Raw genomic sequence first — 12,378 nt, forward strand, 5'->3', positions numbered from 1 at the left:
CTAAAAGTGTATCCTGAAATTCCTGGAATATTGCCAGATAGAGGGTCAGCTCATTATTGGTCCACCGGTAATTTATAAGGGTTCTGAAATTAAACCTTGTTTCTGTAAATGCAGCGAAGTAATTGAGGATGTTGGTGGAAAGTTTGTTTGCTTTTTTTGGGTTGTTTATTGGCATCATTAACCCTTGCTTAAACCTATTAAAGCATTATTTAGAGCATTGGTTCTTTCTTGCAATGTTGCCCGCTATGAAATTAACAGTTTCGCCTTTCCGATGTAAGTTATAAACTTGAAAATTGAAATAAGCAAGGAATTTCAGCTAATCTGCGACTGTCTCAACCCGTCTTATATTGTGAAAAAGGGCGCTATATCTGTGTTCCCTCTGACAGTATATTTACGTACTCCGCATACATGTATCTCTTATCCCGTTTTCTTCCCGTTATCTCTTCAAGTATCCCGGTCTTTTCAAACTGGGATACCAAAGTAGAAGCCAACTGAAACGAAATGTTAAATTCCTTTGCCACATCATTTACGGAAACATAAGGTTTGTGGAACAGGCTATCCAGTATACCGACAGCGATCGGAGAAAATATCTTTTTCTTCCAGATAACACTTCTATGATTACTCTACAACTCAAGAATCTTTTTCACGGTCTCCATTTCTGTAAATTTGGGTATTGCCGATACCCTTCTGAGTATTGTATTTCTCAATTCCTGATTGCACGTAATTTCATAAAGCGATTCTTCTTTTTTGATTACTTTTTTTACGTGAAGGGGCACAAATTTTGGACGTTTTCTCTTGTATCTGCGAACTCCTAACGTTTCGTTCCATGTAGCTCATGTATTACAGGATCTTTAACTTTTTTATAAGGCTTCAGCATTTTTTGAGACTTTCTTATAGAAGCAAATGCGCATGTCCCGATTCCAAGAAACATCAAAAATACCGGCAAGAGGATGAACGCGGCTGGCTCAACCAGGAAGCCAAGCAGGAAGACTGCCAGCAGCCCGAGTATCCCAATCGACATAAAGATCGAAGACACGATGTATCCTATTGCGATACCGAGCTTCCAGTGAAAAAGAGAATAATCTTTCACCTTTTCAATATCGAAGTCCAGCCCAAGTTTTCTGAACTCCTCGATGTAAAAAGAATCGGTCCTTTTAATCATTTAAAAACCTCCATTTATTATTTGTCTTATTCCTCATATTCAGTGTATAAAGTTAGAATCTTATCTTTTAAGGAAGTGGTTTTATGTCTTTAAAAGTGATCAAAGGCGGCTATCAAAAGGACCGGTGGATGCATGATCCGGACATCGATGAAGAAACATTAGAGATCTTCAATGAATTATTTACCAAGATCGCAGAAAATGAACGGCCGGAAGCTGCTAAATATGTCTGGAAACCAAGCAAAAAACAGCCCAAACCAACCCTCGTAAAAAAATAGATTACGCTCTTTTTAAAACTAAAATCTTACCCCGTCCATGAATGCCCTTGTGTCCTGTCCCAGTATCTGCGTGTATACCAGGGTAGATCCGATATCCCTGTGTCCTAACCACTCCTTGAGGACCGTGATAGGTGTTCCCTGGATGAGGCAGTTTATTGCGAATGAATGTCTGAATGTGTGCGGATGCGCCCTGTTGTCGTTGATCCCGGCCATCCCGCATGCCTTCCGTACATGATAATGGGCCGTCTTTCTGTTAAATTGAAAAAGCCGGTCTTCTCTGGAAATTACATTTTCATTCAGCCAGACCGCAACCTCTCCAACAAATTCCGGTTTCAGGGGAATCATCCTGGTGTGGTTGGCCCGTTTCAGGGTTCTGACCCTGACCACCCTGGCCCTCATGTCGATATCACCCGACTTCACCGATACTGCCTCGGATATCCGGGTACCCGTATTCCAGAGAAACTCGCAGAGGAACCATGCCGTGTAGTGCTTTTCCTTCAGCTCATCGGAGAGGATCCGGTGGATCTCGTCGGCGGTAAAGTATTTCGGTATCTCCCTTGAGAATGTGCGGGAAAGCTGGCGGCTTCCCATCGGGATGATGTTGCCCATTATTTTTTATCTCCTTTCGTATAGGACAATAGAAATTGATTTTGTCCTATAAATAATAAATCCGGGCTTGTTTCTGCCCCTTTTTAGAGGTCAAAACAGTGTGTCCGGAGGGCAGATATAGGACAAAATTCTACATTTTGTCACACACAAGAATCCGCTTGACTCTCTCCAGTTCAGCCACCTGAAGATCCCTTTCCTTTTCAGCAGCTGACTTTTCGTACATGTCAAGATAATCAAAATCCAGGTTCCTGAGGGCCTGAATGGTTTTTTCTATCACTACCTATCCTCATGATTATTTATTTGTATATTTTTCCAGTTAACCATAATAAGATATTATCTTATTATCATATTAACCCCTTTTTGTCAAGGATATAATAGATACTTATTGTTTGATAAACAGGATTGTGTTATGAAAAGCCATGGCTACGAAAAAACCCATCGTTACAATGGTATTTGATGAAGAACTTCTCAGGCGTGTGGACGACTACCGCTACGGCAACCGGATTCCCACAAGAACGGAAGCCATAAGGCAGATACTTGAGAAGGGATTAAAGGAGATCGAAAAGGAAAAGAATAAAGGGTCCCTTTAAAAGGCATGCAGGCAACAGATATGTGAGCCTTATTGTGCAGTGAAAATGCGGATTTGAATGATTAATTAACGCCAGCTATTTTTCCTCCGCAAAAGTGGTCATTTAACATCTCCTATACTAGACTAAACGTTGGTAACGGTCTAATTTTTTTCATCTTTTAAAAAAAAGTCCTTGACAACCTGCAGTAAAGCTATTAGATAATATATAGAATTTTATTTCTCTATCCAGAGAGACCCTCGTTAGGCTGGATGCCTTTACACAAAAGGAACCACGAGGCCCTAATTTATCGGTAAGCGATTACAAATTTAAAATCGGTAGTCCGGTATCTGAGACTGGCAGACATGCCAGGCTAAAAAAGGGAGAGATAGGAGCCTTCCTGTCCGTATCCATCAAGGATAAACGAAGGCTTTGTAGTGCCCGAAAAAGATAGCTTCCTTTTAGGAAGCATAAAGGTAATATAAATAAAGGCTTATCAGGTCGTATGTTAAAGACCGATTGGCCTTTTTTTGCATGGTAAGTTCGTTACCCTGAGCAAAAACACTTTAACCCCGGAGGGGGATCATATTCCCCTTGGGGAGTATTGTTTCCTCTCTGTAATTAACAAGAGAAAGGAGGCAGTACAAAAGTTTTGCGATGTGCTTAACGATGAGAGGCAGGAGAGGCAAATCTTTCGTGGCCGTGCCAACGCCTGAGAGAATGCCGGTTTCCTGCTGGGCTTTAGCTATACCTTGTAGGTATGGTTTTAGCCGGAAAACAGAAAACAGGAAAAAAGTTGCCTGGTGTATCGATATCAAGAGAGATACAGCGGGCTTTTTTGTGCGCTTTTTTCGCTAATACGCGGTGCGAAAAAAGCAAAAGTCAATCAAGAAAGCTGCAGCATTCTGCAGTGAAAAGCCATCCATCACGCAGGGGCCTCTCTCCCCTCCTGCAGAAAAAAACCATCACAATTTGGCAGGTGGGAACTTCTTCGTGTACGATTCAGAGGATAAACCTTTGTCCACAAAGAGACGTGCACGCACGAAAACTATAAGTTCCCGATCATACTGGTTCTTTAACAACAAAATCCGCGTCAAATTCGTCAAGGCTTGTGAGCCTTGACATGACACCTGGCGATCGCTTTCAGACCTTGAAAAAGTCTGCATGAGAGTCGGGTCCCCCATGATTTTTTAGTCGCCAAAGTCGGCAATAGGGCCGACAGGCCGTTGATGTCCCATGCGACTATCAACGATTAATTTTAACTAGAATACATTTAACTTGTAAGGATTAGAACAAATGGGGATCACACGAGAATATTTTATTTATAGGCAAAAATACACCAATGTCCGCCGCTGGAAGAGATCACCAACTGCGGCTCGGGAGCGGCAACGGATTGTCGTGGATTTTCTTTGCCACATCAAGGGACATGTTTTTGCAATCAAGGACATTAAACGGGAGGATTATGACCAGTATATGAATTTCCTGAGAAGCAGGCGGGGCTTGGCCGTGGGAACACAAGACCGATACCGCTATGCGCTCAAAGAATTTTTCAAGGAGGCAAAGCTCAACATTCCGGTCAAGACAGGCCCCAAAAAAAGACATAGTGAACGTATGAATAAGCTTGCCCGCGCTCTGAGCAAAAGTGGTATCCCACCAGAATATCATAATGAAATGTTTGAAATAGCAGAAAGGATTTTTTATGCAAATCCCAAAAAATAAAAGGAACTATGGAAATGGCAAGGTTTTAAATAGCTATGTCTGCTGGCGCCTCGCCGAAATTACGCAAAACTACGCCCATAAAGGCACCGCTGCAAAAAAGAAGGCACACTCCGCTATCAGAAAATACGCCTCATTCCTGAAGGAAGAGTTCGGGATCCGGTACTTAGAAAAGGTTAAGCGAATACACCAGGAAAGATTTGGGGTCTATTTGTACGAGAAGGTTAACGATGACGAGATTGGGAGGTCCACTGTGGCCGATTATATTAGCAGTATAAATCAAATGTGGTTGGCCACAGGAAATCACGAAATGGTGATTTCCGCCCGACAGTTTGGCGTAAGCAAAGGCCGGCGGTTTTCGAATTCCGATCACTCTATTTCCCGTGAGAATATCGAAAAAATGAAAAATGCCCTGGAAGAGATGTACAGAAAGACTGGAAATGTTCACTACGAGTGTTTGAGATATCAAATCATAGTACAACAAGAAACTGCGGCCCGATTTCAGGAAAGCGCGTGTATGAAAATTGCCGAAAAGGATTTTTCCGAGAATCATGTCCAGCTGGACAAGGAAGACAACACGAAAAATAATCAGGATAGGTCATTTTACTCAATTTATGTCCTTCACGGAACCAGGGAAGCCCAAGCTTTCCAGTCGGCGAATCAAGATATTCTATACAGGGGTTCACTCATACCAGGCAATATGCGCTACCAGGAATGGCAGGTCTTTTCTTATAACGTAATTCGTGACCTAAGAAAAAAACTCGATATCGATTTCCGTTTCCACGGTGTTCGGCACAGTTACGCCCATGAAAGCTATGCGAAAAAGTGGCAGGAAAAAACAGGTGTCAAAATTGAATGTCCGGTAGCAGAACAAATATTCGGTCGAAATCACATCCAGAGTATAGCAGATCGCGCCGGCTTGAACATCGAGAAAGCCCGGGAAATAGACAAGGAAATCCGGCTGATGGTGAGTGAGGAACTCGGACATCACCGGTCAGACAGCACATTTTTTTATTTAGGGAAGTAATCTACAGCAGCAAGTGGTGAAATTATATCTTGAACTTGACTTTAGAACATAGTATTCCTCCCGAAAGAAAGGGGGATTTGTGTATGATTGGGGGGATATACAGCGGCCAGAAATGCCTGGTGTGTGGAGGTAGTTTTAAAGACAACCACAAAGATGGATTGGTGTGTTCTAAGCACCCGGAGCACAGAGCAACAAGATTTATCGTGAAATTCAATAAAACGTGGAAACGATTTAAGTCATATGAGACCGCAAACCGTTTTTTGACGGGACTTCGGTTTAAATGTGATGAAGGGACTTATGATGAGAGGGACTACAAAAAAGACAATCCTTTGGGGCTTGATGTTTTGTTAGAAAAGTGGCTTGAGTTGAAGGAGAAAACTGTTAAGCCGGGGTCATACCGGAACCTGACGAATTATGCAGGTAGAGCTATTGCTTTTTTTGGAAGCAGGAATGTAAAGGAGATAGGTTTTGCGGAGCTTGAGGATTTTCTTTTCTCTCAAAAAGTATCAGATAAGACAAGGGCAAACATCAAGTCGGCTATGCACGATTTCTGGACATGGTTACGAAAGCGACGGATTATTGCACTTGCACAGTTTCCGGAATTTCCGGAATGTTCCTTTGAGTTGGGGTTCAGAAAAACGATATCGAAAGAAGAACAAACCGCCATACTTGATGAGGTATACCGGATCTCATATCATATCAATCCTAAAATTTATCTCGGAATCAAGTGGCTGTGTACTTACATTTCGATCCGACCGGGGGAGATGATCTCCCTAAAAGAGGGGAACATTGACGTTAGCAACGGGTACTTGACTTTTCCCTATCCCAAGGAAAAAAAGCCTAAGACAGTACCGATTTTAGAGGAGGATGTTGAGATTTTGCGGGGTTTTCCAGCAGGTGTACCGGCACTTCCATTTTTCCGGCACGTAAAGGGAATTAGCGGTGTCCGGGAGGGACAGCCGTTCGGAGAGAAATATTTTTACAAATGGTGGGTTAAGGCGTGTCAGAATTTAGGAATTGAAGGGGTAGATTTATACGGTGGAACCCGCCATAGTTCGGCTAAGGCACTGAGGCATTATTGTTCCCCGGAGGAGATAAAAAGGGCAACCATGCATGTCACCAACAAAGCCTTCGAGCGGTATTTTCAGATTGAGTCGGATGATCTTCGGGAGATTTATAGTAAAACAAAAACTGCAACCGTAATGCAACCAGAAAAGTTGCAGGCGAAAAAAGATAACTTATTGAAACTTAAGGGCTAACTTGGTGGAGGCGGCGGGAGTCGAACCCGCGTCCGAAAATATTCCACTGCAGCTTCTACATACATATCCTCTGTTTTAAATTCGCACCTGAAATCTCCCAGAGGCAGGATTTCTCAGGTACTATCCTGTTTAGTTTTCGCCTTTCTCACCCCAGGAAGATGAGATCGGTTATCCTACCTAAATGACGCCCTCATCTGATCCGATAGGAGAAATCAGGAGAACGTTAGCCGTCTTAAGCGGCTAAAGCGTAATCGTAATTATCTGCGTTTACGTTTTTCCTACCTGTTTAACGAGGCCGATAGGAACCTCGGTATGCCACTACAGCTTCAGTTATCCCCGTCGAAACCGTGACGCCCCCATATTTTTAAAGAGCAAATTTATATATATTATGATGACTTTTCGACTTCAAGTCAAGCTCGAAAATAATCCCCAAAATAGACATTGAAAATAAAGACAGTCCTCCCCATCCCGAGAGCTTTGCATAATACCAATATTGTCATTGCGAGCGAAGCGAAGCAATCTCATAACATATTGATAATTCATAAGATTGCCGCGGCACTTCGTGCCTCGCAATGACCAAAATTGCAGTTTTGCAAAGGTCTCATCCCGTAGGACAGCCGTCTCGGCTGTCTACGGTGATTCACTATTATGGACAGGCGGGACGCCTATCCTACTGTGTTGGAAGGGTCAATGTCTATTTTGAAAATGATTTACGTTTTGTGGGAATTAATAATTGCAGCAATTTTCTTTTATCCCACCCCTGCGCGTAACTCAATGCTCGGAAACTTTATATTCCTTATACACCTCGGTATCCGCCCGGTGGGCAGAAAGATCAGCGGCAACGGTATCGAGTTTTTCTTCGATGGCACTAACTTTTGCTTCGATAGTACCGACTTTTTCTTCGATAGTGACGACTTTTTCTTCGACGACACTGACTCTTTCTTCGATGACACCGACTTTTACTTCAATGGCACTGACTATTACTGCAATGGCACTGACTCTTTCTTCGATGGCATCGATTTTGGTTTCAAGAACATCGACCTTGACCTCAAGCCTGTCAAGTCTGCGCTCAATACTGTCAAGCCGTGTTCCCATTCCATCTACTTTTTCAACTAACGCCTGCTGACCTTCGACCACCAGATCAAGCTTGTGCTTAAAACTTTCAACCAGAACACCTGTGTGGTGCTTAAACATCCCTTCAATTTTTTTTAAGTCTTTTTCGTCCATAACAAGCTCCTGCGGGCAAAGTAAAATTGATATATTTCCTGTGGATTGTGAAGCTCCCCGCCCACAGGGCGGGGCGGCTTCCCGGTAAGGAACATGTTTGTTTTATATTGCGCCCCTTACCCCGCCTACAAGGCGGGGCTTGCGGGTGCGCTTCCGGTCAAGGATTATCAGTAAAATAATATTCCTTATACCACTCCACAAATTTCTTGATGCCTTCTTTTATCGGGGTTTTCGGTTTGAAGCCCACGTCTTTCATTAAATCGTCCACGTCGGCATAGGTTGCCGGCACATCTCCGGGTTGCATGGGAAGAAAGTTTTTCTGAGCCGTTTTGCCGAGGCGCTCTTCCAGCAGATTGATAAATTCCATCAATTGTACGGGGTTGTTGTTGCCTATGTTATAGAGTTTATAAGGGGCGAAGCTTGTGCCGGGGTCAGGCTCATCTCCGTTCCAGCAAGGATCCGGCTGCGGAATCTTGTCAATTATCCTGACAACGCCTTCTATAATGTCATCTATGTAAGTAAAATCCCTTTTCATTTCGCCATGGTTGAACACATCTATCGGTTTCCCTTCCAGGACAGCCTTAGTGAACAAAAACATGGCCATGTCGGGTCTTCCCCAGGGGCCGTATACGGTGAAGAACCTGAGTCCAGTACACGGAATATTGTAAAGGCTTGCATAGGCATGTGCCATCAGTTCGTTTGCCTTTTTAGTTGCGGCATAGAGGCTGATTGGGTGATCAACGTTATGATGAATCGAGAAGGGCATACTGGTGTTTGCACCGTAGACGGAACTCGACGAGGCAAAAACAAGATGTTTGACTTTATTGTGCCTGCACCCTTCAAGGATATTTGTGAAACCGACGAGATTGCTGTCGACATACGCGTGGGGATTTTCCAGGGAATAACGAACTCCTGCCTGAGCGGCTAAATGGACGACATAGTCTGGTGTATCTGGTGCGTTTGGTTGATTGGTGGCATGGACAAATTTATTTGTCCGTGTCGTTTTTACTTGTTTTTGCACGGACAAACCGAGTTTGTCCATGTCACCCCTTTCTGTTTTGTCTGGTGTGTTTGGGTGGAAAAGTCTTTCCATGTCCTGCCGGTTGGCTATATCCATTTTAGAGAAATGAAAGTTCGTGTATGTTTCGAGAATGGCAAGGCGTGCTTTTTTCAGGTTGACATCGTAGTAACTGTTCAGGTTGTCGATGCCGACGACGGTATCGCCACTATTTAATAGCCTTTTAGCTAAATGGAACCCGATAAAGCCGGCGGCGCCTGTGACTAAGATTTTTCTCATAGAATCCTTACAAATTCCCAAAAATATTCTAAATGGTCATTCCCGCGAAGGCGGGAATCCAGAAATATGTTTAAATTATTTCGTAATATAAATCTCTCCATTCAGAATTCATTTCTTCAATAAGCCTCAGCTTCCATCTCCTGTTCCATTTCTTTGTCTGCTTTTCTCTTAGAATTGCTTCCCGTATGTCGTTATATACCTCATAATACACAAGAGTATGGACATTATGTTTTTTTGTGAATCCATCTATGAGATTCTGTTTGTGCGCATAAATCCTTTTGAGTAAATCGCTCGTTACACCGACATACAACGTCCCATTTTTTCTGCTCGCAAGAATGTAAATGTAATATTGCTTCATTAAGCCACGTCACACTACATTATTTTGTTTCATGGTTCCCCGCTTGCGCGGGGACGGTACTGGATTCCCGCCTTCGCGGGAATGACAGAAGGAAACGCGGGAATGACAGAGGGAAATACGGGAATGACAACTTTGGTGCGTTTTCGGACAGCCTCCTAGGGGGTCACAATCTCCAGTAATTTATATTGAGTTTTTTTGCTTCTTCGTGTTTGAACATACCCTTAACATCCACAACAGGTGAATCTCCGTCGGAACATAACGCAGCGATTTTTCGGAGGCCGAGTTCCTGATACTCCCGGTGTGCAACCGCCAGAATTACTGCATCAACTCCTTTAATCTGATTGAGCGGCTGGAGTTTCAGGCCGTACTGGCGATAGGCTTCTTCAGCACTGGCGTGAGGATCATGGACAATAACGCTGCCCCCGTAATCTTTCAATTCATTGATGATGTCTGCCACCTTTGTGTTGCGTAAATCGGGGATATTCTCCTTAAAGGTCAGCCCGAGTACGGCCACCTTTGCATTTTTTACATGCTTGTCTGCGGCGATGAGCATCTTGATGGTTTGCCCGGCTATATATTTCCCCATCCCGTCGTTGATACGGCGTCCGGCCAGAATTACCTGCGGATGGTAGCCTAATGATTCCGCCTTGAAGGTTAAATAGTAGGGATCCACCCCGATACAGTGACCGCCTACGAGGCCTGGCCGAAAAGGCAGAAAATTCCATTTGGTGCCTGCCGCTTCCAGCACCTCCAGTGTGTCGATTCCCATCTCGTTGAAGATTATGGAAAGCTCATTTATGAGAGCGATATTGATATCTCTTTGCGTATTTTCAATGACCTTGGCCGCTTCGGCTACCTTTATTGAAGAGGTTTGATGAATGTTAGCATTTACGATCCTGCCATAGACCTGCGTTAACAGAGCTAAGGTTTCCGGGTCGGACGCGGAAACGATTTTGGTGATTGTCTCTATGGTATGGACTTTATCACCTGGGTTAATCCTCTCGGGGGAGTATCCGACGGAGAAATCTTTGCCAAATTTCAAGCCGGATTCCTTTTCCAGGATAGGGACACATATATCTTCCGTTACTCCCGGGTAGACCGTCGATTCAAAGACCACACAGGAGCCTTGTGAGAGGTATTTACCCACAGTGGTTGAGGAATTTCGAATATATGTAAGATCCGGTGATTTAGCCTCATCGATGGGTGTTGGGACAGCCACGATGATGAGTCTGCAGGAAGAGAGCGCTTCGGGGTTGGTTGTAAAACCCATTGTTGATGATTGCAGGTCTGAACCGGTTACCTCCATGGTGCTGTCATAGCCGGCCCGGAGTTCAGCTATGCGGTCGGTATTGATATCATAGCCTGTAACAGAAAAATGCCTGGACAGATGGACGGCAAGCGGCAGGCCAACATAGCCGAGACCTACTACTGCAATCTTTTCTGTTTTATTTAAAAAAGAGTCGAACGATAATTCATTTTTCATGGGCAAGACTCACTTTTTCCAGCGCCTTCGCGCAGGCATTAAGAGTTGTTTCGATATCTTCGTCTGTGTGGGCGAATGAGAGAAAGGACGCCTCGAACTGGGAGGGGGCAATGTTTATCATGTTCGCAAGCATTTCCCTGAAATATCGTGCAAAAAGCGCAGTATCGCTTTTCCCGGCAGTTTCGAAGTCGAAGACCTTGTCCTCCGTAAAAAATATCGTAAACATTGAACCCACGCGGTTTATGCTAACGGGAATCCCTTTTTGATCAAAGAGTTTTTTCATTTCATGGCAGAGGAAGCCCGTTTTCCGGTCAATTTCGTCATAATCAACTTTTTTCTCAAGAATCTTGAGTGTTGTGATACCGGCGGCCATGGCCAGGGGGTTTCCGGAAAGGGTTCCAGCCTGGTAGACGGGCCCTGTCGGGGCGAGTTTTTCCATAATGTCTTTTCTCCCCCCGAAGGCGCCGACAGGAAGACCACCCCCGATTATCTTTCCGAGACAGGTAAGATCGGGTTCGATACCGGCGATATTCTGGAAGCCTCCATAGGTCAGTCTGAATCCCGTGATTACCTCATCAAATATGAGAAGAATGCCGCGGCTTTCGGTTATCTCTCTCAGCCCTTCGAGAAATCCTGTGTGTGAGGGGACAACTCCCATGTTTCCGGGGATTGGTTCAACTATTATACATGCAAGGTCGTCGCCGTGCATGTCAACGGCGGATTTGACCGTTTCAATGTTGTTGAAGGGGAGCGTTATGGTTAGCTCCGCCAGCTTTTTCGGTATGCCGGGACTTCCCGGAATACCCAGTGTGGCAACACCGGATCCGGCCTTGACCAGAAGAGAATCTGCATGACCGTGATAACACCCCTCGAATTTTATGATCTTTTCCCTGTTGGTGAAGCCGCGGGCGAGCCTTATGGCGCTCATCGTTGCCTCTGTCCCGGAGTTGACCATTCTGACCATTTCAATCGATGGGAAGGCATTCGAGATCAGCTCAGCCATTTCAACTTCAGCCTCAGTAGGGGCACCGTAGCTTGTTCCCCTGTCGGCAGCTTCTTTTATTGCGCGGGTGACGTCAGGATGGTTGTGACCAAGTATCATCGGTCCCCATGATGAAACATAGTCTATGTATTCCCTTCCTTCTACGTCGAAAATCCTCGAACCGGAAGCGTGGCTGATAAAGATTGGGGTTGAATCAACGGCCATGAAAGCCCGAACCGGGCTGTTCACGCCGCCCGGTATGAGGGTTTTTGCCTTTTCGAATAAAGATATTGAGTCTTTCATTAAATGCTCCGAGAGATCCTGAAACAAGTTCAGGATGACATTTTTTCTTTGTTATTCTGAATTTATTTCAGAATCTCGTTTTATTTTTAAAATTTTCTTTTTGATATTTGATAT

The 12,378-nt window shown here is 44.3% G+C and carries 14 protein-coding genes and 1 other RNA gene; 5 read left to right on the top strand and 10 right to left on the bottom strand.

All coding sequences use genetic code 11. The annotated features are described in order from the left end of the window. Positions 1-362: 362 nt before the first annotated feature. Together Q7J27_07125 and Q7J27_07130 are read right to left on the bottom strand one after the other, a co-directional pair. Positions 363-491: a hypothetical protein gene (locus Q7J27_07125; GenBank protein ID MDO9528913.1), complete on the bottom strand. Its 129-nt coding sequence runs from the start codon at positions 489-491 to the stop codon at positions 363-365. Between the two features lie 320 nt (positions 492-811). After that, positions 812-1,162: a hypothetical protein gene (locus Q7J27_07130; protein ID MDO9528914.1), complete on the bottom strand. Its 351-nt coding sequence runs from the start codon at positions 1,160-1,162 to the stop codon at positions 812-814. A gap of 83 nt (positions 1,163-1,245) precedes the next feature. Here Q7J27_07130 and Q7J27_07135 point away from each other — a divergent pair, with 83 nt between their 5' ends. Next, positions 1,246-1,437: a hypothetical protein gene (locus Q7J27_07135; GenBank protein ID MDO9528915.1), complete on the top strand. Its 192-nt coding sequence runs from the start codon at positions 1,246-1,248 to the stop codon at positions 1,435-1,437. Positions 1,438-1,455: 18 nt separating this feature from the next. Here Q7J27_07135 and Q7J27_07140 read toward each other — a convergent pair whose 3' ends face one another. Then, positions 1,456-2,046 carry a site-specific integrase gene (locus Q7J27_07140; protein MDO9528916.1) on the bottom strand — a complete coding sequence of 197 codons (591 nt, stop codon included), beginning with the start codon at positions 2,044-2,046 and terminating at the stop codon, positions 1,456-1,458. A gap of 130 nt (positions 2,047-2,176) precedes the next feature. After that, positions 2,177-2,323: a hypothetical protein gene (locus Q7J27_07145; GenBank protein ID MDO9528917.1), complete on the bottom strand. Its 147-nt coding sequence runs from the start codon at positions 2,321-2,323 to the stop codon at positions 2,177-2,179. Positions 2,324-2,465: 142 nt separating this feature from the next. Here Q7J27_07145 and Q7J27_07150 point away from each other — a divergent pair, with 142 nt between their 5' ends. The 4 genes from Q7J27_07150 to Q7J27_07165 all read left to right on the top strand — a co-directional run bounded on the left by Q7J27_07150 (position 2,466) and on the right by Q7J27_07165 (position 6,614). Further along, positions 2,466-2,636 carry a hypothetical protein gene (locus Q7J27_07150; GenBank protein MDO9528918.1) on the top strand — a complete coding sequence of 57 codons (171 nt, stop codon included), beginning with the start codon at positions 2,466-2,468 and terminating at the stop codon, positions 2,634-2,636. Positions 2,637-3,908: 1,272 nt separating this feature from the next. Then, positions 3,909-4,331 (top strand): phage integrase N-terminal SAM-like domain-containing protein, encoded by a 423-nt coding sequence (locus tag Q7J27_07155; GenBank protein MDO9528919.1) that lies wholly within the window; start codon positions 3,909-3,911, stop codon positions 4,329-4,331. Next, complete coding sequence (locus Q7J27_07160) at positions 4,312-5,355, top strand: hypothetical protein (protein ID MDO9528920.1); 1,044 nt, start codon at positions 4,312-4,314, stop codon at positions 5,353-5,355. Before Q7J27_07155 ends, Q7J27_07160 begins: the two co-directional genes overlap by 20 nt. An 83-nt stretch (positions 5,356-5,438) precedes the next feature. Then, positions 5,439-6,614 carry a hypothetical protein gene (locus Q7J27_07165; GenBank protein ID MDO9528921.1) on the top strand — a complete coding sequence of 392 codons (1,176 nt, stop codon included), beginning with the start codon at positions 5,439-5,441 and terminating at the stop codon, positions 6,612-6,614. Positions 6,615-6,616: 2 nt separating this feature from the next. On the opposite strand, the gene ssrA is transcribed toward Q7J27_07165, so the two are convergent. From ssrA to hemL, 6 genes are all read right to left on the bottom strand, one after another. After that, positions 6,617-6,972: a transfer-messenger RNA gene (gene ssrA, locus Q7J27_07170) on the bottom strand. A 413-nt stretch (positions 6,973-7,385) separates the two neighbouring features. Beyond that, complete coding sequence (locus Q7J27_07175; protein MDO9528922.1) at positions 7,386-7,841, bottom strand: hypothetical protein; 456 nt, start codon at positions 7,839-7,841, stop codon at positions 7,386-7,388. Positions 7,842-7,998: 157 nt separating this feature from the next. Next, on the bottom strand, positions 7,999-9,138 hold the full coding sequence (locus Q7J27_07180) for an NAD-dependent epimerase (GenBank protein MDO9528923.1): 1,140 nt from the start codon (positions 9,136-9,138) through the stop codon (positions 7,999-8,001). Positions 9,139-9,208: 70 nt separating this feature from the next. Then, positions 9,209-9,496 (bottom strand): GIY-YIG nuclease family protein, encoded by a 288-nt coding sequence (locus Q7J27_07185; GenBank protein ID MDO9528924.1) that lies wholly within the window; start codon positions 9,494-9,496, stop codon positions 9,209-9,211. Between the two features lie 163 nt (positions 9,497-9,659). Next, the gene (locus tag Q7J27_07190) at positions 9,660-10,979 is read right to left on the bottom strand and encodes a nucleotide sugar dehydrogenase (GenBank protein ID MDO9528925.1); all 1,320 of its coding nucleotides are present in this window, start codon (positions 10,977-10,979) and stop codon (positions 9,660-9,662) included. Beyond that, on the bottom strand, positions 10,969-12,264 hold the full coding sequence (gene hemL / locus Q7J27_07195; GenBank protein MDO9528926.1) for a glutamate-1-semialdehyde 2,1-aminomutase: 1,296 nt from the start codon (positions 12,262-12,264) through the stop codon (positions 10,969-10,971). The genes Q7J27_07190 and hemL overlap by 11 nt, the downstream gene beginning before the upstream one ends. Positions 12,265-12,378: the final 114 nt, after the last annotated feature.

It is taken from the genome of Syntrophales bacterium, assembly GCA_030655775.1.
Lineage (GTDB): Bacteria > Desulfobacterota > Syntrophia > Syntrophales > JADFWA01 > JAUSPI01.